The 22,837-nt window shown below is 65.7% G+C and carries 19 protein-coding genes; 11 read left to right on the plus strand and 8 right to left on the minus strand.

Annotated elements, in window-relative coordinates:
• The first annotated feature begins 81 nt into the window (after positions 1-81).
• Positions 82-291, plus strand: a complete 210-nt coding sequence (locus ACVI1L_RS36440; protein ID WP_016844954.1) for a DUF2842 domain-containing protein — start codon at positions 82-84, stop codon at positions 289-291.
• Here ACVI1L_RS36440 and ACVI1L_RS36445 read toward each other — a convergent pair.
• Entirely contained in the window at positions 288-1,316 is a 1,029-nt protein-coding gene (locus ACVI1L_RS36445) for a polysaccharide deacetylase family protein (RefSeq protein ID WP_456785064.1), read from the minus strand. The genes ACVI1L_RS36440 and ACVI1L_RS36445 overlap by 4 nt on opposite strands.
• Before the next feature lie 167 nt (positions 1,317-1,483).
• On the opposite strand from ACVI1L_RS36445, the gene ACVI1L_RS36450 reads away from it, so the two are divergent.
• On the plus strand, positions 1,484-2,677 hold the full coding sequence (locus tag ACVI1L_RS36450; RefSeq protein WP_456785065.1) for a GNAT family N-acetyltransferase: 1,194 nt from the start codon (positions 1,484-1,486) through the stop codon (positions 2,675-2,677).
• A 4-nt stretch (positions 2,678-2,681) separates the two neighbouring features.
• Here the strand turns inward: ACVI1L_RS36450 and ACVI1L_RS36455 are convergent, their stop codons facing one another.
• Entirely contained in the window at positions 2,682-3,620 is a 939-nt protein-coding gene (locus ACVI1L_RS36455; RefSeq protein WP_229190299.1) for a LysR family transcriptional regulator, read from the minus strand.
• Positions 3,621-3,942: 322 nt separating this feature from the next.
• On the opposite strand from ACVI1L_RS36455, the gene ACVI1L_RS36460 reads away from it, so the two are divergent.
• The gene (locus ACVI1L_RS36460) at positions 3,943-5,280 is read left to right on the plus strand and encodes an MFS transporter (RefSeq protein WP_425249171.1); all 1,338 of its coding nucleotides are present in this window, start codon (positions 3,943-3,945) and stop codon (positions 5,278-5,280) included.
• 50 nt (positions 5,281-5,330) lie between these two features.
• On the opposite strand, the gene ACVI1L_RS36465 is transcribed toward ACVI1L_RS36460, so the two are convergent.
• Positions 5,331-6,290, minus strand: coding sequence for a LysR family transcriptional regulator (locus tag ACVI1L_RS36465; protein ID WP_456785066.1), 960 nt, complete (start codon positions 6,288-6,290; stop codon positions 5,331-5,333).
• A 139-nt stretch (positions 6,291-6,429) separates the two neighbouring features.
• Between ACVI1L_RS36465 and ACVI1L_RS36470 the strand changes: the two genes are divergently transcribed.
• Positions 6,430-7,410: a Bug family tripartite tricarboxylate transporter substrate binding protein gene (locus ACVI1L_RS36470; RefSeq protein ID WP_456785067.1), complete on the plus strand. Its 981-nt coding sequence runs from the start codon at positions 6,430-6,432 to the stop codon at positions 7,408-7,410.
• A gap of 9 nt (positions 7,411-7,419) precedes the next feature.
• On the opposite strand, the gene ACVI1L_RS36475 is transcribed toward ACVI1L_RS36470, so the two are convergent.
• Positions 7,420-9,777, minus strand: coding sequence for a GumC family protein (locus ACVI1L_RS36475; RefSeq protein ID WP_456785068.1), 2,358 nt, complete (start codon positions 9,775-9,777; stop codon positions 7,420-7,422).
• 175 nt (positions 9,778-9,952) lie between these two features.
• Between ACVI1L_RS36475 and ACVI1L_RS36480 the strand changes: the two genes are divergently transcribed.
• The 4 genes from ACVI1L_RS36480 (at position 9,953) to ACVI1L_RS36495 (ending at position 14,770) form a co-directional block, all read left to right on the plus strand.
• Positions 9,953-10,552, plus strand: coding sequence for a polysaccharide biosynthesis/export family protein (locus ACVI1L_RS36480; protein ID WP_456785069.1), 600 nt, complete (start codon positions 9,953-9,955; stop codon positions 10,550-10,552).
• Between the two features lie 3 nt (positions 10,553-10,555).
• Entirely contained in the window at positions 10,556-11,695 is a 1,140-nt protein-coding gene (locus ACVI1L_RS36485) for a glycosyltransferase family 4 protein (protein ID WP_229190295.1), read from the plus strand.
• Between the two features lie 115 nt (positions 11,696-11,810).
• Positions 11,811-13,355 carry an undecaprenyl-phosphate glucose phosphotransferase gene (locus ACVI1L_RS36490; RefSeq protein ID WP_456785070.1) on the plus strand — a complete coding sequence of 515 codons (1,545 nt, stop codon included), beginning with the start codon at positions 11,811-11,813 and terminating at the stop codon, positions 13,353-13,355.
• A gap of 146 nt (positions 13,356-13,501) precedes the next feature.
• Positions 13,502-14,770 (plus strand): O-antigen ligase family protein, encoded by a 1,269-nt coding sequence (locus tag ACVI1L_RS36495; protein ID WP_253608418.1) that lies wholly within the window; start codon positions 13,502-13,504, stop codon positions 14,768-14,770.
• Here the strand turns inward: ACVI1L_RS36495 and ACVI1L_RS36500 are convergent.
• Positions 14,742-15,236, minus strand: a complete 495-nt coding sequence (locus ACVI1L_RS36500; RefSeq protein ID WP_141341084.1) for a MarR family transcriptional regulator — start codon at positions 15,234-15,236, stop codon at positions 14,742-14,744. The genes ACVI1L_RS36495 and ACVI1L_RS36500 overlap by 29 nt on opposite strands.
• Before the next feature lie 123 nt (positions 15,237-15,359).
• Here ACVI1L_RS36500 and ACVI1L_RS36505 point away from each other — a divergent pair, with 123 nt between their 5' ends.
• On the plus strand, positions 15,360-16,559 hold the full coding sequence (locus ACVI1L_RS36505) for an FAD-dependent oxidoreductase (RefSeq protein WP_456785071.1): 1,200 nt from the start codon (positions 15,360-15,362) through the stop codon (positions 16,557-16,559).
• A 179-nt stretch (positions 16,560-16,738) separates the two neighbouring features.
• On the opposite strand, the gene ACVI1L_RS36510 is transcribed toward ACVI1L_RS36505, so the two are convergent.
• The 3 genes from ACVI1L_RS36510 to ACVI1L_RS36520 form a co-directional block, all read right to left on the minus strand.
• Positions 16,739-17,914 (minus strand): saccharopine dehydrogenase family protein, encoded by a 1,176-nt coding sequence (locus ACVI1L_RS36510; protein ID WP_229190292.1) that lies wholly within the window; start codon positions 17,912-17,914, stop codon positions 16,739-16,741.
• A 65-nt stretch (positions 17,915-17,979) separates the two neighbouring features.
• Positions 17,980-18,762 (minus strand): DUF169 domain-containing protein, encoded by a 783-nt coding sequence (locus ACVI1L_RS36515; RefSeq protein WP_146985629.1) that lies wholly within the window; start codon positions 18,760-18,762, stop codon positions 17,980-17,982.
• 178 nt (positions 18,763-18,940) lie between these two features.
• Positions 18,941-19,735 (minus strand): YdcF family protein, encoded by a 795-nt coding sequence (locus ACVI1L_RS36520; protein WP_456785072.1) that lies wholly within the window; start codon positions 19,733-19,735, stop codon positions 18,941-18,943.
• A gap of 66 nt (positions 19,736-19,801) precedes the next feature.
• Between ACVI1L_RS36520 and ACVI1L_RS36525 the strand changes: the two genes are divergently transcribed.
• Entirely contained in the window at positions 19,802-20,743 is a 942-nt protein-coding gene (locus ACVI1L_RS36525) for an acetamidase/formamidase family protein (protein WP_057020673.1), read from the plus strand.
• A gap of 195 nt (positions 20,744-20,938) precedes the next feature.
• Positions 20,939-22,765 (plus strand): AMP-binding protein, encoded by a 1,827-nt coding sequence (locus tag ACVI1L_RS36530; RefSeq protein WP_168855930.1) that lies wholly within the window; start codon positions 20,939-20,941, stop codon positions 22,763-22,765.
• Positions 22,766-22,837 lie beyond the last annotated feature (72 nt).

The following is a 22,837-nucleotide window of genomic DNA, read 5'->3' on the forward strand; positions in this document are numbered from 1 at the left end:
TGTTTTGACGCGTTTTCTTTGCGCGAACCGGTGCCCGCTTCGCGCGAAAACGCCCTGGATCACGAGTCGTACATATCCGCCATGGCCATACGCACCCGCAAACTGCTCGGTACCATCTTCCTGCTGATCCTGGTGGTGGTGTGGTCGCTGCTTGGCATGACGGTCGCGCAGACGCCTTGGCTCGCCAATTCGGGGCTGCTGCAGGCGATCTTCTACGTCGTCGCTGGCCTCGGCTGGGTGCTGCCGGCGATGCCGATCGTCGCCTGGATGTCGCGGCCCGATCGCGCCTAAGTAACGTCCTGGTCGCGCGCGCTACGCGTCGGCCGCACCGGCGCGAACATCACGCCCGACAACAGCACCCGCATCATCCGCAGCGAGCGCACGCGGCCGTCCCATGCGATGCGCGGCAGCGCGTGAAGGTTGGTGCGCCCCTGCGCCTCGACGACCCCTGGTATGGTCGACACCGCGCTGGCAAAGCCGGCCTCTTCGGCCATCACGACATGCGGACGGCCGAACGCATCGCGGTCCCCGAACGGGAATGCGAAATGTCTGACCTGCCGCCCAAGCGCGCTCTCGGCCACCGCCTTGCCCATCGCCATCTCGCGCTGCGCGTCGGCATCCCTGAGGCTCGACAGCGCCGGATAGTTCACGGTCGCGCTGCCGAACGTCACGTTCGGATCGGCGGCAAGCTTCGCCAGATCCTGCCAGTCGAGTGACGTATTGCGTGACAATTGGGCTGCGTCGGCCGAATAGCGCCTGGCGAGATCGTTCAGCGCGTAGGACAGGTCCGACGGCGGCAGCTTGCGCAGCCAGCCGGACAGGAAATCGAACAGCTCGTATTTGTCCGAGAGATTTGAAATCGCGAAGTGCCGCTCCCGGCCGTCGATCATCATGCTGATGCGGTTTTCGCGCGCGATGATTTCCTCCAGCACCAGCCACCACGCCACGCCGACGCCATCGGGAAAGGCCGTCGGCAGATACAGCGCGAAGGGAACGCCGTGCCTGGCGAGCACCGGCCAGGCATGGGTGACGATGTCCTTGCTGGCGCCGTCAATGGTCAGGCAGGCAAAACGCCGGCGCACCGGCAAGGTCACCGCCCGGCGGCAAGCCTCGTCGATCCCGACGATGTCATACCGCCAGCGCTTCAGCGCTCGGATCGTGCGATCGAGGAAAGCCGGGGTGATCTCCTGGGACTTCAGCGGCTGAAACCGGCCGCGTCGCGCGGGACGAACGCGGGCGAAGCGCAGGATCACCCCGGCGCCGCCGCTCTCGCGTTCCCGCAGCTTGAAGGCGCCACTGAAATACGCGAACTCCATTCGGGCCCGTCGTAAAATCCCGCTGTCCGGCGCCAAGATCCCCGTCCTTGTCAGGCGGTTCCCGCACACCGCCGCGGCATTGTTCTTACTCTTTGTTGACATTTCCCTGCGAAGGTCGGCCCCAGCCGAGAACTGTAAATTAATACCCTAAAATTTCGGGTTCCGAGATGACCATGGCGGCGGCAATCGAAGGCCAGACGGCTGAGACGCGGGCGTGGCCGAACGCGATCCGCGTTGCCGGCGTCGACATCCTTCATGATCTCACCGCAGCCGAAGCGACCTGGCGCGGCTTCGAGACATCGCAGCACAGCTACACGCCCTATCAGCGGTTCGATTTCCTCGCCAGCTGGCAACGCCAGGTCGGCGAGCGCGAGGGCCTGCGGCCCTTCATCGTCGTCGCTCATGACAGCGAACGCCGGCCGCTGCTGCTGTTGCCGCTCGCAATCGAATCCCGCCTCGGCGCGAACTGCGCGAGCTTCATGGGCGGCAAGCATGCGACCTTCAACATGGCGCTGTGCGCGAAGGATTTCGCCGCCAACGCGACGGAAGCCGACATCGCGGCTCTGATCGGATCGATCGCCGAACGCTCCCGCGCCGATGCGCTCGTGCTCTGCCAGCAGCCGCTGCGCTGGCAGGACCTCCCGAATCCGCTGGCGCTGCTGCCGCATCAGGCTTCGGTCAACGACTGCCCGGTGCTGGCGATCGAGCCCGGCGCGGCACCGGCGGCGCTGGTCAGCAACTCGTTCCGCCGCCGCCTCAAGGGCAAGGAGCGCAAGCTGCAGGCGCTGCCCGGCTATCGCTATTATGTCGCGAGCGAGAGCGCCGATGTCTGCCGCCTGCTCGACTGGTTCTTCCGCGTCAAGCCGCAGCGCATGGCCGAGCAGAAGCTGCCGAACGTGTTCGCCGAGCCGGGCATCGAGCAGTTCATTCGTGCCGCCTGCCTCGCGCCGCGCGCCGACGGCAACGGCTACGCGATCGACATCCACGCGCTGGAGTGCGACGAGGAAGTGATCGCGATCTTCGCCGGCGTGTCCGACGGTCATCGCTTCTCGATGATGTTCAACACCTACACGATGTCGGCCAATTCCAAGTTCAGCCCCGGCCTGATCCTGATGCGCGATATCATCGATCGCCATGCCGGCCTGAACTACCGCGCTCTGGATCTCGGCATCGGCTCGGACGAGTACAAGCGGCTGTTCTGCAAGGACGATGAAGCCGTCGTCGACAGCTTCGTTCCGCTCAGCTTGCGCGGCAAGCCGGCGGCCAGCGCGCTGTCGGCCATCAATCGCGCCAAGCGCGCTGTGAAGCAAAATCCGGCGCTGTTCGAGATTGCCCAGAACCTGCGCAGCATGTTCCGCTGAGTGTTCAGCGCGCCGCGTCGCCCTGCTCTGCGCCGCCATTCGGTACGCCGAGCCGTTTCATCGCGTCGAACAAGAGTGCCGCAGCGGGTGACAGCGCACGCTTGCGCAACTTGATCAGGCCGTAATTCTCCAACAACAGCCTGTCGCGCAGGCGCAGCACCTTGAACCGCTGCGGATCGACCAGATCGAACACCAGCATGGGGACCGGCACGATCGCGTCGATGCCCGCCGCAATTCCGACCGAGGCGAAAAACGACTCGGTGTTGATGACCCGGCGCGGCGGCGTCACGCCGCGGCTCATGAACAGCCTCTCGAGCGCCTGGCGCATGAAGGATTCGCGCGGCTGGCAGATCCATTGCTGGTCGGCCATGTCCTCCAGCTCGACCGTCTCGCGGCCGGCCAACGGATGCTCCGCGCGAACGAGCAGCACCGCCTCCTCCGCGCCGATCTCGTAATAGTCGAATTGCCGGGGGTCGATGCCGGCGGGAATCCTGGCGACGACGAAATCGAACTCGAGCGCCAGCAGTCGCGTGATCAACGGCGGGCTGGTGCTGACATCGAGCGAGATGTTCACCCGATTCAGCTTTTCGCCGAGATACTGGATCACGTCGACGACGAGGTCGATGCTCGGCTTGGCTACTGTTCCAACGGAGACCGTGCCGAGCTCACCGGATTTGTAGCCCGCGAACTCGTCGGTGACCTGGTCGAGATCGGCCAGCACGCTCTTGCCGCCACGGATCAGGATCGATCCATAGGCCGTCGGTTCGACGCCGCGCGCCGTGCGCTCGAACAAGGGAACCCGCGCCAGCGCCTCGATTTCGGCAAGCATCTTCGATGCCGCCGATTGGGTGATGTTCAACCGCTCGGCGGCGAGCTGCAACTTGCGCTCATTGTCGAGAGCGACCAGCAGGCGCAGCTGGCGCAGTTTCAGATTACTGATCACGGCCCGCCACCATCCTGCCCCGCAAGGGCCCTTCCGTTCCGATTAAGCCGGAACGGGGCTCCAGATTCTGCTTTGAGGCGTTTTCTTGGCGCGAACGAGCAGCCACTTCGCTGGAAAACGCTCCAGGGTTCCCGCGCTTATACCGCGGTGCATCATGACAGTTTCGCCGTGGCTCCATTCCCAAATGCCATTAGTCACGCGGCAGTCGATTACACAACAATAAAGAAGACTTGCAAGAGCAACGCGACGAACCGCTGCGGGTGCGCCAGGTGCCGCCCCGAACAGCGCAGTGATCGTCTGCCGAATCGAACAACAGGAAGGGATGGGAACGATGAGCGACGATGTCGAGAAGCGCGCGATCGGAAAGATGATGCGGCGGCTGATTCCGTTCCTCATCCTGTGTTACTTCGTGGCCTATCTCGATCGCGTCAATGTCGGCTTCGCCAAGCTGCATATGAACGCGGCGCTCGGCCTCAGCGAGGCCGCCTACGGGCTCGGCGCCGGTCTGTTCTTCATCGGCTACTTCTTCTTCGAGGTGCCCTCCAACATCCTGCTGGAGCGGTTCGGTGCGCGGCGGTGGATCGCCCGCATCATGATCAGCTGGGGCATCGTCTCGGCCGCATTTGCCTTCATCCCGCAGATGTCCGCGGCGAGCGGCCTGTCGAGCGAATGGATCTTCTACTTCCTGCGCCTCCTGCTCGGCGCCTGCGAAGCCGGCTTCTTCCCCGGCATCATCTTCTACCTGACGCTCTGGTTCCCGTCGGTGTACCGCGCGCGCGTCATCAGCCTATTCATGCTGGCGATCCCGATCTCGAGCATCATCGGGGCGCCGATCTCGGGATTGCTGCTCAACCTGTCGGGCGCCGGCCTGACCGGATGGCAGTGGCTGTTCATTTGCGAGGCACTGCCGTCGGTCCTGGTCGGTTTCGCTGTCCTGACCTTCCTACCGGACTTTCCGCGCCAGGCAAGCTGGCTGCAGCCCGACGAGGTCAAGTGGATTCAGACCACGCTTGAGCGCGAGCGGCAGCAAACCGAGGCCGTGGAGCATATTTCCGTCCTGCAGTCGCTCACCGACTCGCGGGTCCTTGCCTGCGCCTTCGTGTATTTCTGCCTCAACGCGGCAAGCTACGGCGTCGCATTCTTCCTGCCCACCATCATCAAGGCGTTTGGCGTCACCGACACCCAGACCGGCTTGATCGCGGCCCTGCCCTTCGTGTTCGGCGCGGTCGGCATGGTGCTGCTCGGCCGCCATTCCGACAAGACCGGCGAGCGGCGATACCATGTCGCCGGCGCGCTGACGCTCGCCGCCGTCGGTATCGGCCTTGCCGGGCTGGTGTCGAATCCGGTGCTGATCGTCGCCCTGCTCTGCCTTGCGCAGATCGGCGTGTCGGCGGTGCCGCCGATGTTCTGGCCGATGCCGGCAGGTATCCTGACCGGCGCCTCGGCGGCGGCAGGCATTGCCGCGATCAACTCGCTCGGCAACCTGTCAGGCTTCGCCGGCCCATTCGCCGTCGGCTATCTGAAGGACCTGACGGGCAGCTTTACGGCAGGGCTGCTGCTGCTCGCCGTGATGGGACTGATCGGCGCGCTGGTCACGATCAGGCTGCGGATCGATCCGGTGCTCGAGCGAACCGCGCGCGAGCCGATGATGGCGCACTAGGCATCGGGCGCCTCCACCGGATGGGATGGGAACGGCGCCGGTAATGCCTGTCACCTGCCGGCGGCCGCCTTGCTTGCGGCCGCCTTGGCGATCTCACGGATGCACGCGATGAAGATCTCGGCGGTCGGGCCCAAGGTGCGGCCTTTCAACGTGACGATCGCGGCCGAGACGGCGGCCGCTCGCGGAAGCTGAACCGGAAGCTCCTTTAGCCCGAGATCGCCGCCGGCAAACCGCGCGACCGAGCCCGGCAGCACGGTGATGAAGCGGCCGGTCGCGGCGAGCCGGCAGCACAAATGAAGCGACAGCGTCGTGATCGGCGCGCTTGGCATCTGCATTCCGAATTCGCGAAACGTCTCCGCCACCGCGGCGCCCGGAAAGGTGTCCGGCGGAGGCAGCACCCAGCGCTCGTCAGCGAGGTCGGCCAATTCGAGCCTGGACGCGCGCGCCCATTTGCTTCGCCTTCCCGCGACCACGACGCGCCGATCATCGAGCAAGGGCTCGACCGCCAGGTCCGTCTCGTCAAACGGCGTCGGCGTCCATCCAAGCAACAGATCGATGTTGCGCTCGCGCAGTTCGCGGTAGCGCAGATCGCTGAGAACGGTCTGCGCGACATTGATGCGGATGCCGGGATGCTGCCGCGTGAAGCGGTCGATCGCCACCGGAAGCAAGCCCGCTGCGATGCTCTCCGTGCTGCCGATGCGCAACTCTCCGATGCTCGGATCGGCCATAAACTCGAGCTCCTGCAAGCCCTGGGTAAGCTCGTCGAAGATCGAGACCCCGCGTCGCACCAGAGCGTGGCCATAGGCCGTCAGTTCGATGCCGTTACGGCAACGATCGAATAGCCGAAGGCCGAGCGCGTGCTCCATGTCGCTGACCGCCCGCGAAATCGCCGGCTGCGACACCGCGAGCTCCGCGGCAGCCTTCGCCATGCTGCCGCGCTGCGCGATGACGAGCAGGATGTGCAGGTCGCGCAGCTTGATCCGGCGTCGGGCACGCTCGATGTCCTGCATCAGCGATCCTTACCAAAACGGTTATGGACGCCTCAGACACTAGCATTGGACGTTTATCCCCGCCTCACGCATCTTCCGCGCGCGATGACGCAGATCGTCGCGCCCCGAACGGCGCGGCTCGACGACCATGGAGGCATGCATGTTGACCCGTCGCGACGTCCTGACCGCGTCAGCGGCCGGTGCCGCGCTCGCCGCCGCAGGCCTGGTCCGGCCAGTCGGCGCGCAGCCCCGCCTGAAGACCGCCCATATCCTGACCGGCTACACGCCCGGATTGCCCGACGCCGTCGCAAGGCTCGTTGCCGGGCAGATGAAGGACTATGCCGACTCCATCGTCGTTGAGACCCGGCCCGGCGCGAGCGGCCGGATTGCGATCGAGGCGGTAAAGAACGCCGAGGCCGATGGATCGGTCATGCTGCTCGCGCCGCTTGGCTTCATCGCGCTGTTTCCGCACACCTACAAGTCGCTGACATACGCACTGCAGGACTTCACGCCGGTATCGACCGTCGGCTCATTCGCGACGCTGCTGGCGATCGGCCCGAAAGTCCCGAACGATGTCAGGAGCCTCGCCGACTTCGTCGCCTGGTGCCGCGCCAACCCGACACAGGCGACCTACGGCACGCCGGGCGTTGGCACCACCCTGCATTTCATCGGTGCGATGCTCGGCCGAACCGCGGGCTTCGACTATCTCCACGTGCCCTATCAAGGCAGAGGGGCGGTCCAGGATCTCCTGAAGGGCGAGATCGCGTCGGCGGTGATGCCGATCGACAGCCTGCTGGGTCAGGTCCAGTCCGGACAGCTTCGCGCTCTGGCGACGACCGGTCCCAGCCGTCTCAAATCCCTCCCCGATGTGCCGACGGTGGCGGAAGCCGGCTACCCCGGGCTTCAGGACGTGACCTGGTTCGGCATCTTCCTGCCGGCGAAGACGCCCGCGGCAATCGTCGCGCAACTCAACGGCGCGATCCAGGCGTCATTGCGCAGCGACGAGGTCAAATCCGGCATGGCCAAACTGTCGGTCGACGTCGACGCAATCGCGATGAATGACTTTGCGCAACTGCTCGCCACCGAATCCGATCGCTGGAAAGGGATCGTGCGGGCGACAGGATTTACCCCGACGGGCTGACGGCGGCGCTCAGGCAGCCACCACCCGCGGGCTCCTCACAGCCGCTTCCGACGCCGCGCAGGGCTTGCTCAGCATCGTCACTTCGGCGAAGCCGACCGCCCTGAGTTGCTCGACCATCGAGTGGCGGGCATCCTGCGCCATGGCGGCGTCGGGCACGACGACCGCCTGCGCCTTCGCGGTCAGCAGTTCGGCCGGCAGGTCGACGGCCGAACCGGCGTCGAGCAGCACGTGGTCGTAGACCCTGAGCAGCGCGTCGATCGCAAGGGCGAGCCGCGGCGATTGCAGATGCGAGCGATCGAAGCCCGGACGCCCGGCGCTGACGATCTGCACACGCGACTGCCGGTCCTTGGTGATGATCTGCGCGAAGGTCGCCTCGCCCTGCATCAGCTCGGCAAGGCCGGGCGCCGCCGGATCGACGGTCGCGGACGTCAGCACCGGCGAGGACGCGACGAGATCGACGACGACAACCTTGGCCTGGCGCGCCATCAGACGCGCCAGCGTCAGGGCGGTCAACGTAACGCTATCAGCCGCGGCCGGGCCGAGCACGGTGACCTTGTGGGCGGCGAGACCGGCGGCGACAAGGCGCTCGGCGAGCTCATCGATCTCGTCGGCAGTCTGGGCGGACTCAGGCTGCGGCGGAGGTTCATAGGCAGCCGCAGGCTCCAGCGGCAGTTCGGGCTCCACGGCCGGCTTCGGCGCGACCGGCGATGCGAGCGCGGGTTCAGGGGGCAGCGCCGGCGCGGGCTGGTCCACGGTTGCGGCGTCCATGACCGGCTCGCGGCGCCTGATCACGGCAGCCGCCGGCGCGAAGGCACGGCCAACCGCACCGGGCGCGGAGATGCGCAGCAGCTCGCCGGTGATGATGATGCCGGACGACAGCAGCAGCGTCGCCAGCGTCGCGATCAGCACGATCGGCAGCTTCTTCGGATAGGCCGGCGTATTCGAAACCGAGGCGCGCGAGATGATGCGACCGTCGGTCGGCGCGGCCTCGATGTTCTCGCGCGCCGTCGCCTCGCGGTACTTGGCGAGATAGGCCTCCAGCAGGTCGCGCTGCGCCTTGGCTTCGCGCTCCAGCCCGCGCAGTTGCACGTCCTGGCTATTGCTAGACGACGCCTGCCTCTTCGACTGGTCCAGGCTCGCCTGCAACGCCATGACTCGGCCATCGGCGACGCGGGCGTCATTGTCCAGCGAGCGCGAAACCTTGCCGGCTTCTTCGCGCAATTGCCGGTCGAGATCGGCGATCTGCGCCTTCAATTCCTTGATGCGCGGATGGTTGTCGAGCAGCGTCGACGACTGCTCGGCAAGCTGCGCGCGCAGCGTGCCGCGCTGTTCGGCCAGCCGGCGGATCAGCTCGGAATTGAGCACCTCCGACGCCTCGATCGGCTTGCCGCCCTGAAGCATCTCCCGGATCAGCCGTGCCTTGGTCTCGGCATCCGCCTTCAGCGCGCGGGCATTGTTGAGCTGCGTGTTCAGCTCACCCATCTGCTGGTTCGACAGCGGGATGTTGTTGGTGCCGACGAACAGGCTCGACTTCGAGCGGAATTCCTCGACGCGCGAATCCGCGTCCGCGACCTTGGTGCGCAGCTTGTCGATCTCGCCGAGCAGCCATGTGCTGGCGGATTTGGCCTGGTCCTGCCGCGCGGCCTGCTGCAGCACGAGATAGCCGTCTGCAATCGAGTTGGCGACGCGCGCCGCAAGCTCGGGATCCTCGGACTGGAACTCGATCACCATGACGCGCGACTTGTCGACCGCAAAAGCCTGGAAGCGCTCGTAATAAGAATCAAGCACCCGCTCTTCAGGCGTCAGGCTGAACGGGTCACGGCCGATGCCGAACAGCGCCAGCAGCGACTTCAGCGGCGAAAAGCCCCGCAGCACCGGATCGAACTCCGGACGTTCGGCCAGCTTGTTCTTCTTGATGATGTCGCGCGCGAGATCGCGCGACAGCAACAGCTGCACCTGGCTCGTCACCGCCTCGGCGTCGAGCGAGGTGCGCTCCAGGTCGCGCTCGCCGTTCGGACGCAGGAAGGCGTTCTCGCGATTGTCGATCAGGATTCGCGCTTCCGACTTGTAGCGCGGCGTCACGACGTTGACCGCGGCAAGCGACAACGCGAACACCAGCACCGTCGGCACGATGATCCAGCCGCGCTTGCGCGCCAGCGCGCGGCCGAGCACGTGCAGGTCAAGATCGGCCGCCTCCGCCGGACGGGCCGGCTTGTCAGGAGCAGGCTTGTCGGGAGCAGGCTTGTCGGGATCAGGCTTGGGCGCAGCCGGCTTCACGACAGCTTCGTCGGCAACGGGCGCAGACTTCGGCAACGCCCGTTGCACGACGGCCTTATCCTTGCCTCTACGCCAGAATGCAAAACGCATAACGAACCCCCGCGGACACCGCGACTCCCTCTCAATGGGGCGATTACAGTCCATTAAGGTTGCCGCTGGGTTAATCGGTGGGGTTGACGGGCATGGCCGCCACCACCCGCCCCGTCATTCTTTGTTAACCATGGGTGCCGTTAATCGGAGCCGATATTGTCGCGGGATTCCTTGCATGCGCGATCTGCGCGCTCCCCTTATTTGTCTGGTCGCTGCGCTCGCGCTGTCGGGCTGCATGGGCCGAACGTCGCCGCTTGCCGGTGACCCCGGTCTCGAACCGATGGCGTATGCTGCGCCCGTGGCCTATGCCGATCCCGCACCGACGCGCGAGGGCTATAATCTCGGCCCCGGCGACAAGCTCCGCGTTGTGGAAGGGCTGACCAACGCCTATGCGATCGACGCCGCGGGCGCGATCACCATGCCGCTGATCGGCTCGGTGCCGGCGCGCGGCCGGACGCCCGCCGGGCTTGCCGCCGAGATCACCGCGCGGCTGCGCAACGGCTTCATCCGCGAGCCGTCGGTCGCAGTCGAGATCGAGGCCTACCGGCCGTTCTTCATCCTCGGCGAAGTCCAGGCCCCCGGCCAATATCCCTATGTGCCCAACATGACGGTCGAAAGCGCGATCGCGATCGCCGGCGGCTTCTCGCCGCGCGCCAGGCGCGACGAGGTTACCGTCACCCACACCAATGCATCCGGCGCCGGCCGCTTCGTCGCTCCCCTGGGCACGCCGATCGGCCCCGGCGACACCGTGTTCGTCGGCGAGCGCTGGTTCTGATCGATGGCGCAGGATCAAAATCAGCAACCGCCCCTCCGCATCCTGCACGTGGTGCGTGCCCCGGTCGGCGGCATCATTCGTCACATCCTCGACGTCGCCAACGGCCAGATCGAACGCGGCCATCATGTCGGCATCGTCGCCGACAGTTTGACCGGCGGCGCGCGGGCCGACGCGGCGCTTGCCGAGATCGAGCCGCGGCTCAAGCTCGGCGTCCACCGCGTCGCGATACGCCGTGAGCCGCGCTTCGCCGACTTCATGGTCTGGGCCCACATCGCCGGCCTGATCCGGAAGCTGAAACCCGATGTCGTCCACGGGCATGGCGCCAAGGCCGGCGCCTATGTCCGGCTGCGGCGGCGGTCGGGCAAGGTGATCCGGGTCTACACGCCGCATGGCGGCTCGCTGCACTACCCGCTCGACACCTGGAAGGGCCGCTTCTACAGCCAGCTCGAGCGCACCCTGATGAACAGCACCGACCTGTTCCTGTTCGAGAGCGCGTTTGCCCGCGACACCTATCAGCGCACCGTCGGCAAGCCGGCAGGCCTCGTGCGCTGCGTGTTCAACGGCGTCACCGCGGAGGAGTTCGAACCGGTCCCCCGCGCCGACGATGCCACCGATGTGGCCTATGTCGGCGAGTTCCGGCGCATCAAGGGCGCCGATCTCCTGATCGACGCGGTGGCGAAGCTGCGCGCCGAGGGCAAGCCGGTGACGTTGACGCTCGGCGGCGACGGCGAGGAATTCGAGCGCCTCAAGGAGCAGGTGAAGCGGCTGTCGCTCGGCGAGGCCGTCCGCTTCATCGGTCACGTCAAGGCGCGCTATGGCTTTTCGAAGGGCAGCCTGCTCGTGGTGCCCTCGCGCGGCGATTCGATGCCCTATGTAGTGATCGAGGCGGGCGCGGCCGGCGTTCCGATGATCGCCGCCGATGTCGGCGGCATCCCGGAGATCTTCGATACCCACACCGACGCCCTGTTCGCGCCGAGCAATGCTGGAGCGATGGCCGACGCGATCAAGGCCGCGCTCGACGATCCCGCCGCGACCGCGGCGCGCGCCGAGCGATTGCGCGAGCGGATTTCGGAACATTTCTCGCAAAGCGCGATGGTCGAGGGTGTACTGGCCGGCTATCGCGACGCCTTTGCCAAACGTTAACCACTTCTTGCACACGTAACCGTTTCTTCCGATTTGTCCCCTTAAGTCACGTCCGGGGGAATTTTCGTGCCGCGCGCGGATGCCCATCTGCATGCGCAGGAATGGACGTGGACTCGTGGAACCGTTTAACGCACGCTCGATGCTGGATGCCGCTGCGTCTGCGACGGCCGCTCAGCGGCAGATCGAACGGCGCCGGCGCCTCTCGCCGGCCGCGCTCGCCGTTACCAACCAGAAGGTTCGCGGCGCCTACTCGCCGGTTGTGATCGCCGGCGTGGTTCGCCTCGCCGACTTCGTGCTGCTCAGCCTGGTCGGCGTCGGGCTTTATCTCGCCTATGTCAGGCCGCTCGCCGGCGGCAGTATTCACTGGGGGTACATCGCATCGATCCTCGGCATGTCGGCTGCCGCCGTGGTTTGCTTCCAGGCCGCCGATATCTACCAGGTGCAGATCTTCCGCGGCCAGCTTCGCCAGATGACGCGCATGATCTCGTCGTGGGCCGTCGTGTTCCTGCTGTTCATCGGCATCTCCTTCCTGGTCAAGCTCGGCGGCGAGGTCTCGCGGGTCTGGCTGTCGTCGTTCTTCTGCGTCGGCCTTGCGGTGCTGATCGCCGAACGGCTGCTGCTGCGATCGATGGTGCGCGCCTGGGCGCATGACGGCCGGCTCGACCGCCGCACCATCATCGTCGGAGCAGACCACAATGGCGAGCAGCTGATCGAGGCGCTGAACGCCGAGGATGATTCCGACATCCATCTGCTCGGCGTGTTCGACGACCGCAATGACGATCGCGCCACCAACACCTGCGCCGGCGCACCGAAACTCGGCAAGATCGATGACATCGTCGAATTCGCTCGCCGCACCCGCGTCGACCTCGTGCTGTTCGCGCTGCCAATCTCGGCGGAGACCCGCATCCTGGAAATGCTGAAGAAGCTGTGGGTGCTGCCGGTCGACATCCGCCTGTCGGCCCATACCAACAAGCTGCGCTTCCACCCCCGTTCCTATTCCTATATCGGCAAGGTGCCGACGCTCGATATGTTCGAGGCGCCGATCACCGACTGGGATCTGGTGCTGAAATGGCTGTTCGACCGCGTGGTCGGCGGTCTGGCCTTGCTTGCGGCGCTGCCAGTGTTGGGATTGGTGGCGCTCGCGGTGAAACTCGACAGCCCCGGCCCGGTGCTGTTTCGCCAGAAGCGCTTCGGCTTCAACAACGAGCGGATCGACGTCTACAAATTCCGCTCGCTCTACCACCACCAGGCCGACCCCACCGCTTCCAAGGTGGTGACCAAGAACGATCCGCGCGTGACCCGCGTCGGCCGCTTCATCCGCAAGACCTCGCTCGACGAATTGCCGCAACTGTTCAACGTCGTGCTGAAGGGCAATCTGTCGCTGGTCGGCCCGCGGCCGCACGCCGTGCAGAGCAAGCTGGAGAACCGCCTGTTCGACGAGGCGGTCGACGGCTACTTCGCCCGCCACCGCGTCAAGCCGGGCATCACCGGCTGGGCGCAGATCAACGGCTGGCGCGGCGAGGTCGACACCGACGAGAAGATCCAGAAGCGCGTCGAATACGACCTTTATTACATCGAGAACTGGTCGGTGCTGTTCGACCTCTACATCCTGCTCAAGACCCCGTTCTCGCTGCTGACCAAAAGCGAGAACGCGTACTGATCGAGGCGGGTTCAAACCGCACGTCATTGCGAGCGCAGCGAAGCAATCCACGCTGCCGCTAGGGGATAGGTGGATTGCGTCGTCGCTGACGCTCCTCGCAATAACGGGTGTCAGGTTCTGTGTCCGTTGCGTTGCGTGAGTATCCGATGGCCTATGCGGCGACAGCCGGGACGTCCCATTCGCTGACATCAGCACCAACGGGCGTGCTGGCGCTGCAGCGGGCGCTGGTGTGGCTGGCCGGTGCGTCCGGCGCCATCGTGTTCATCGAGCCGAGCCCGTATGAGCTCGTCACGCTGACTGCCTGCGTGCTGTTCTTCGCCACGGGCCTGCGCATGCGGCTCGTGTTCATGCCGCTGCTGTTCACATTGATCGTGCTCAATGTCGGCTACAGCATCGGTGCGGTGCCGTTCCTCGACAAGCCGGAGGTGGTGAACTGGATCCTGACCTCCTGGTACATGGCCATCACCGTCATCTTCTTCGCGATGGTGATGTCGGAGGATACCGAAGCCCGCCTCGACATGCTGCGCCGCGGCCTGATCGTCGGCGCGATGATCGCTTCGCTCGCCGGCATCGCCGGCTACTTCCGTCTGGTGCCCGGCGGCTACGACCTGCTGACGCTGTATGACCGCGCCCGCGGAACCTTCAAGGACCCGAACGTGCTCGGCGCCTTCCTGATCCTGCCGGCGCTGTTCACACTGCAGAGCGTGGTCTCCGACCGCTTCGGCAAGGCGCTCCGCAACGCCATCGCCTTCGGCATCATCTCGCTCGCGATCCTGCTGTCGTTCTCGCGCGCCGCCTGGGGCGGCCTCGTGATCACCGCGGCCTTCATGCTGGCGCTGATGGTGTTCACCAGCCGCTCGCAGGCGCAGCGCTCGCGCATCATCGTGATGACCTTGATCGCCGCGATCCTGGCCGTGGCGCTGATCGCGGTGCTGCTCTCGATCGGCTCGGTCGCCGACATGTTCAAGCAGCGCGCGAGCTTCGACCAGAGCTATGACGAAGGCCGCTTCGGCCGGTTCGGCCGCCACATCCTCGGCGCCCAGATGGCGCTGGAGCTGCCGTTCGGCATCGGGCCGCTGCAATTCCACACCTACTTCCCCGAGGACACCCACAATTCCTATCTCAACGCCTTCATGTCGGGCGGCTGGATCTCGGGGATCTGCTATCCGGCGCTGGTGTTCGTCACCGCGATCATCGGCTTCCGCTACATCTACATGCGGGTGCCGTGGCAGCGCGGCTATCTCGCGGTCTTCTCGGCGTTCCTCGGCTTCGTCGGCGAGAGCTTCATCATCGATACCGACCACTGGCGGCACTTCTGGATGATGCTGGGCACGATGTGGGGCATGTATGCGGCAGCCGAGCACTACCGCGCGACGTCGGCACGGATCATCGACGAGTCTTCGGCGGCATCTTGAGGCTGGCGCGCTGCTCCGGCGGCATGTCGATCACCGCCTTCAATGCTCCGGTCGCTTCCAGCACGCCCTTGTAGCCGTCATTGGCGAAACGCAGCAGCAAGCGCAGCTCGTCGTCGGTGTAGCTGCTCCACAGCTTGAGCATCGCCTCCTGCATCGGCACGTAGAACTTGCCGATCTCCGCCGCTTTTTCCTCCACCACCGAGATGAAGACCTTGCGGCGGTCGCTCTCGTCCCGCTCGCGGCGCACGTAACCCGCTTTCTCCAGACGATCGACCACGCCGGTGATCGCGCCGGTGGTCAGCCCGGTGACCTCGGCGAGACGCCCCGCGGTCACCCGCCCCTCCAGATGCAGGATATCCATGCATTCCATGTCGGAATTGGAGATTCCGGCCATGTTTGCAACTGCTTGGCCGTACATCACGCCCTGCGCGGATGACCGGCGCATCGCCTCCTCGAGTTCCTGCATCAGCGTTTCGCGCGACGTCGTGCTTGACAAATCGGCTCCTATATCTTACTCGCCTAATATCTTATATACTAAGATAATTAGCAACTGACCTTTCCTATCCCACACGGATGCATGGAGCAAGGCATGACCTCACGTCCCCGTAAAGCTCTGATCATCGGCGCCGGCATCGCAGGTCCTGTCACCGCGATGTTCCTGACCCGCGCCGGCATCGAGACCGAGCTCTATGAAGCCTGGCCCTACTCCACCGGGATCGGCGGCGGGCTTCAGATCGCGCCGAACGGCATGCATGTGCTGGCCGAGCTCGGCCTCGCCGACGAACTGATCCGCAACGGCTCGATCGCGGAGTCCTTCGACTTCTATTCGCAGGGCGGCAAGAAGCTCGGCTCGCTCAACCAGAACATGCAGCAGCGCTTCGGCCAGCCCGCGGTGAACATGTGCCGCGCGACGTTGAACGAGACGCTGATCGACAAGGCCTGGGCCTCCAACGTCTCGGTGTTCTTCGAGAAGAAACTTGTGAAGATCGAAGACCGCGGCGACCAGCCCGTGATCGCCTATTTCAACGACGGCACCACCGCCGAGGGCGATTTCGTGATCGGTGCCGACGGCGTGCACTCTGCGGTGCGGCGCCACGTGATCCCTGACGGCCCAACGCCGTTCGACACCGGGCTGATCGGCTTCGGCGGATTCGTGCCCCGCGCGGTGATCGAGAAGCTGCCGATCGGCCAGAGGGTGGCGACCACGTTCGGGCAGAGCGGCTTCTTCGGCTATGGGATGTGCAGCCCCGATCCGGACACGGGCGCGATGTGGTGGAGCACGCAGCCGTCGCACGGCATGACCGCGGCGGCCTACCGGTTGCAGAGCCAGGCCGCGATCAGGCAGCATCTGCGCGATTTCCACGCCGGCTGGCACGCGCCGATCCCCGAGATCATCGAAGCCGCCGAGAATATCGTGGTCACCGACACGCTCGACGTCGCGACGCTGCCGACTTGGTCGCGCAAGCGCACGCTGTTGATCGGCGACGCCGCGCACGCGACGAGCCCGCATGCCGGCCAGGGCGCATCGCTGGCGCTGGAAGACGCGCTGCGGCTCGGCATCCTGATGCGCGACGGCCAGGAGCTCGGCATGACGTTCCAGGCTTTCGAGCACGAGCGGCGCCCGCGCGCCGAGAAGATCGTGGCGATCGCCCGCCGCAACGGCAACAGCAAGCGCGAGTTCAGCCCGACCGGCGCCTGGCTCCGCGATCACATGTTGAAGCTGCTGCTGCCGGTGTCGTCCAAGGGCATGGACTTCATGTACGCTTATAATCCGCGCGCGGCGGCGTAGCGCCTCTCCCTCTCCCCGTCCTTCACGGGGTCGAGACGAGCGAAGCTCGCTCTTAGAGGGTTGGGGTGAGGGGCTCTCTCCACGAGCAATGCGATCGGACGGACCTGTACCCCCTCACCCGGATCGCATCTGACGATGCGATCCGACCTCTCCCCGCAAGCGGGGCGAGGTAAGCGAAGCTACTTCTCGACCTCGAAGGTCAGCCCGGCGTGATCGATCAGGCGCTTGATCAGCTTGTGCTGCATCGCCGCTCCCGGCGTCCAGAAGCCGGCGGCGACGTCGGGTGTATCGCGCAGCAGGCAGATCGCGCATTCCGAGATCATCTTCGAGGTCGAGCCGTAGCCGGGATCGCGATCGCCCTTGATGCCGGCGCGGACCATGCGGCCGTCGGGCGCGACCGCGAGATAAAGCAGATCGTAGCGGCCGTTCTCGCGCTCCTCCTTTGACGGCCCCTCGCCCGGCTTCGGCGCGCTTGGGCCGGTCTTCTCGGAATTCAACGCCATCACCTTCTTGGCGTTGGCCTCGCCCTTCTCGCCCGGGCCGGTCAGGACCATCTCGTCGTAAACGAAGTCCCGTCCGTAGGGGAAGCCCATCAGCATGTTGGAGCGGTGCACGTTGCGCGTGTTGATCAGCGCCATCATGAACGGCGCGGTCCAGGAGTGCAGATCCTCCTCATAGGCCGGCTTGCTGCCGCGTGGCTGCTTCGGGCCCTCGAAGCCCGGCGTCAGCGCGAACGGGTTGTTGAGGATCGCAACCAGGCTGAGGTCCTTGGCGACCGCATCGAAGGTCGCCTTGGCGCTCGCCGCGGTGCCGCCGGACAGCGTGCCGCGCATGTCGCGCACGCGCCCCTTGACGCGCGGTGCCGGCGCGCCGAACACGCGCCTCGCTTCCTCCTGCACGAAGAACGCGCCCAGTTCGAACGGCACCGAGTCGAAACCGCAGGAGAACACGATGCGCGCGCCGCTGGCCTTCGCGGCGGCTTCGTATTTGTCGATCATCTGCCGCATCCAGATCGGCTCGCCGCAGAGATCGAAATAGTCGGTGCCGCTTTCCACGCAGGCCGCGATCAGCTCGTTGCCATAGAGCTGATACGGTCCGACCGTCGAGATGACAGACCTGGTTTGCGCAAGCATCGCCTTCAGCGAGGCGGCATCGCCGGCATCGGCGACGATCAGCGGCGTGTCGGCGGGCGCGCCGATCGCGTCGCGTACCGAGGCGAGCTTGTCCTTGCTGCGCCCGGCCATCGCCCATGTCAGGCTACTGTTGCGATAATGCGCCGCGAGATATTCGGCGACGAGCTGGCCGGTGAAGCCGGTCGCACCATAGACGACGATGTCGAGTTTCGACGAGGACATGCATCAGGCTCCCTGCGCAGCGAATGGGCGCCCTTTTGTCATCGCGGGCGCGGCAACGCAATGCGCTATTTCTTGTACGAGACGCCCATGCCGGCGCGCACGTCGGCCTGGATGCCATAGGGCGCGATCGGGTAGCGCAAACCGTTCTTGGCGAGCTGCTTCATGCCGGCGATCGCCTTCACCAGATAGGCCGGCGGCAGCGCCATCAGCATCTCCTCGTCGGGCACGCCGCCATAGCGGCGCTCGGCGAAGCATGGCAGCGACAGGCTCGGCTCGCCCGTCTTCAGCGCCCGCCCCCACGAATCCGCGCAGGCGGTTTCGCCGACCACGCCCCACTCGAACTTCTTGTAGCCGGTATACTGAAGCCCGTTGATCAGGATGATCATCTGTCCCGGCGTCGCATAGACGAGGCAGATGTCGGGCGGGTTGAGCCGTCCGCTGGTCAGCGGGCTCACCGCCATCGCCTGGTACTGGCCGTAAGGCACCACGTCGAGCGCCTCCTGGCGCTTGCGCGCGTCTTCGGCGGTGCCATGCCAGACGCCGACATAGTTCTCGCCGGCAAGCCACTTCTCGTCCTGCGGTGCGAGCCCGATCACGGCGCGGCATTGCGCGCCGACCAGATCGTCGCCGGTAATGCCGACGGTCCAGCCGAGCCGCGAGGCCATGCTGACGATCTGGTCCGTGGTGTGGACCGCCGATGGACGGCGGATCTTCGGGATCGCCTCCATCTCCTCGACCCGCGCGAACATCTTGATGCCGATGACCGTGGTCTTCAGCCGCAGCAGGTTGTTCAGGTCGGCGACGATTGCGCCGAGGTCGAACTGTTCCGGCGGTGTCTGCTGTTGCATGGCGAAAACTCCCGTGATCGGCGGCTTGGCGCCGCCTGTTGATTTGATGTTAGAGCATTTTCAAGCGAAGTGGGTACCGGTTCGCGCGAAGAAAATGCGTCAAACAAGAATCCAGAGCCCCGTTCCGATTCAATCGGAACGGGGCTCTGGCCGGATTGGCCGGTGAAGGCGACAAGCCTCAACGTGCAGCCGGTCCCGGCAACAAATCGTCGGTCTTGCCGGCCAGATGATAGGCCAAAAGCCCGATCCACTCCCGCGCGCCGAGATCAGTGCGTGACAGGCCCTCGATCGCAAGCGTCGCGAAGCTGAAGACATTGCCGACGCGCCAGTCGACCGGATAGGCCTCGACATTGAATCCCGCCTTGCGGAACAGCCCGACCGAGCGCGGCATGTGGTAGGCCGATGTGACGAGCAGCCAGCGCTCGCCCGGCTTGGGATCGACCAGTGCCCTGGAGAACTCGGCGTTCTCCACCGTGTTGCGGGAGCGGCGCTCGATGATCAATCGCGACCTGGCAATGCCGAGCTCCTCGAACATCTCGGCGGCATAGTCGGCTTCGCGCGCATCGTTCGAGATCAGGTTCGCGCTGCCGCCGGTGAACACGAGGCGCGCGTTCGGATATCTGCGCGCGAGAGCCGCCGCCGCGATGACGCGATCGGCCGCGCTGCGCACCACCGGCGTGCCATGCGCAACCGACAGATCGGCATCGATCGAGCCGCCGAGCACGATGATGCCGTCCGGCACGCCGCGCGAGGCGTCCCATGGCGGGAAGCGCTGCTCCAAAATGGAGATCAGGACATCGCCGAGCGGCGAGAAGCCACAGATCGCGAGCAGCAGCAGCGCGGTCACCATCAACCTGCGGCCGAGGCGCGCAAACCGCGTCAACAGCAGCACGGTGCCGATCACGCCGATACCGATCAGGAAGTTGATCGGCAGCAGCACGATGCCGAGCGTCTTGGAGAGCACAAAAAACAAGAGAAGCCCCTGCGAAGTTCTGCTACAGCGTCATACGCTGCTGGGAAACCAATCAAAAGCCGTCACATGACCCATCACCATCTGAAGTCGAGCCCTGAAACCTGCCATTGGGGCTTCTTTGAAGCCAAGCTGAAACCGGTTCTGACCGTTGCGAGCGGCGACGAGATCACGATCGAAACCGTCAGCGGCGGCCCGGACGTGGTGCCCGACCGCGGCAAATTCTTCGTTCCGCCGGAGCTCGACGAGATCCATGCGAAGTGCGAGCGGATGGTACCCGGACACATTCTGACCGGCCCGATCGCGGTTGCCGGCGCCGAACCCGGCGACGTGCTCGAGGTCGATATTCTCGACGTTCAGCTGCGACAGGACTGGGGTTACAATCTGATCAAGCCATTGTCCGGCACCCTGCCCGACGATTTCCACGAAACACGCGTCCTCAACATCCCGCTCGATCGCGGGCGCATGGTCGGCCGTATGCCCTGGGGGCTCGATCTGCCGCTCAAGCCGTTCTTCGGCGTGATGGGCGTGTCGCCGCCGCCGGCCTGGGGCCGGATCTCCTCGCTGATCCCGCGCGCGATGGGCGGCAATCTCGACAACAAGGAGCTCGGCGCCGGCGCCAAGCTCTATCTGCCGGTGTTCGTTCCGGGCGCGCTGTTCTCCTGCGGCGACGGCCATGGCGTGCAGGGCGACGGCGAGGTCTGCGTCACCGCGATCGAGACCGCGCTGACCGGCCGCTTCCGCCTCACATTGCGCAAGGATATCAAGCTCGCCTATCCGCGCGCAGAGACCGCGGATCATTACATGACCATGGCGATGGATCCCGATCTCGACCAGTGCGTGGTGCGGGCGCTGCGCGACATGATCGTGCTGCTCGGCGAGAAGCGCAATCTGTCGCGCGAGGACGCCTACACGCTGTGCAGCCTGGCCGCCGACCTGCGCGTGACGCAGACGGTCAACGGCTCCAAGGGCATCCACTGCATGATCGCCAAATCGGTGGTCCACGGGTAACCACGCACGTCATTCCGGAGCGATGCGCAGCATCGAATCCGGAATCTCGAGACTCCCCGGTGCGCAATTCGCGCACCTGAGGTTCGGCTCGGCGAGCCGCCCCGGAATGACTGAGTGCTATGGCCGCACTTGTGTTCCGCGAGCACGGCTCGATACAATCCCCGTCCCAACGAACAAGAATGGACGGGGACGGATATGCTGAAGGACAGGCTTTCGCCGGCCGACGAGGCTGCGCGCGACAGGGAAATGCAGGAGACGCTCGCGGCATGCCCGCGCATCCTCGACCTCATTGCCCGCGGCCCGCAGGGCGCTCCGGACGCTGAAGCCGCGATCTATCTGCGCTCGCCGCTCGATCCCAACCCGGTCGTGATCTCGAACGATCACTTGATGGGCTGCATCAAGGCCGCTGAAACCTATTTCCGTAAGCACGGCATCGGCAAGGACGACGCGGTGGCTGTCCTGCTCCCGGCGTGCCCCGCGACCGTCGTCGCGATCTTCGGCGCAGCCGCCTGCGGCGTCGCCGAGCCGCTCAATTTGCTGTTCACGCGCGAAGCGATCGTCGCCCAGCTCAATGCGATCCACGCGAAGCTGTTGCTGGCGCCGCCGCCGGGCATGCCAGGCGGGCTCTATGAGAGGGTCGAGGGCCTGCAGCGCGAGGTACCTTCCCTGAAGCACATTGTGATCGTGCCGCTCGACGGCAGCATCGCCTTCGACGGTGAGGTGCTGCGGCCTGATCCCGCCTGGCGCGACGACTACGGCAAGTCCAAGGACATGAGCGAGGCCGACCGCGTCGCCGTGATGCTCCCGACCGGCGGCACTACCGGCCATCCCAAGGTGGCGCGGCTCACCAACCGCGCGATGGTCGCCTCCACCGTATCCTCGCGGATGGCGCTCGATTTCCATCGCGGCGAGCGCGCGATGATCACGATGCCGCTGTTCCATGTCGGCGGCCTTTTCTGCACCACGGCCAATTCCCTGGCGGCCGGCACGACGATGGTCATCCCCGGTCCCGCCGGCGCGCGCGATCCGGCGCTGGTCCGGCACTTCTGGCAGATCATCGAGCAGTACCGCATCAACATCGCCGGCAACGTGCCGACGATACTTGGCGCCCTCGCCGATATCCCGGTCGCGGACAGCGACATCTCGACCCTGCGCGTCACCGCCACCGGCGCCTCGATCTGCCCGCCGGAGATCGAGCGGCGTTATCTTGCGACCTGGGGCGGCCCCTGCATCCAGCAGCTCTACGGCATGACCGAGCTCGCCGGTGCCATCACTCACGATGTGCACGGTGTGAAGCCGCGCGCCGAGAGCGTCGGCACCCGCAATCCGCTGGTCGAACTCGCGATCCTCGACGGCGGCAAGCTCCACACGGGACCGTGGCCTTCGCCGGTCGGCGAACTGCTGACCAGGGGCCCGCAGGTGTTCGCCGGCTATGTCGACAAGAAGCAGACCGAGGAGGCGTTCCGCGACGGTTGGCTGCGCACCGGCGACATCTGCCGGATCGATGCCGACGGCTTCGTCTACATCATGGGCCGCGCCAAGGACGTCATCATCCGCGGCGGCCACAACATCGATCCGCGCGCGATCGAGGACGCCGCGCTGGCGTTTCCGGGCGTGGCGCTTGCCGCGGCCGTCGGACGTCCCGACACCTACGCCGGCGAAGTGCCGATGCTGTTCGTCTCGGCGCAGCCCGGCACCCATATCGATCCGAACGCGCTCGCCGCCTTCGTGCAGGACAACATCCTGGAGCCGCCGGCGCGCCCGCGCGTGGTGTCGGTGATTCCGGAGATGCCGGTGACTCCGGTCGGCAAGATCTTCAAGCCGAAGCTGCGCGAGATCGCCGCCGGCGAGGCCGCGCGCGAGTTGCTGGCGCTGGAAGGATTGTCCGGCGAGGTCACTGTCGACGCGATCACCGACCCGTCGCGCGGACTGTACCTGAGGGTGAGCGCGCCTCCGGACAAGGCCGAGAAGGCTGAGCGGCTTCTCAAGAAGTTCCCGGTCAAGGTCGAGTTACGGCCCTAACACCTTCATCTACCTCAATAATTCGATGACACCCGCGCGCTGGAACTCGCTTCCAGCGCGCTTGGGCGCGGC

Source organism: Bradyrhizobium sp. USDA 4516 (assembly GCF_054055915.1).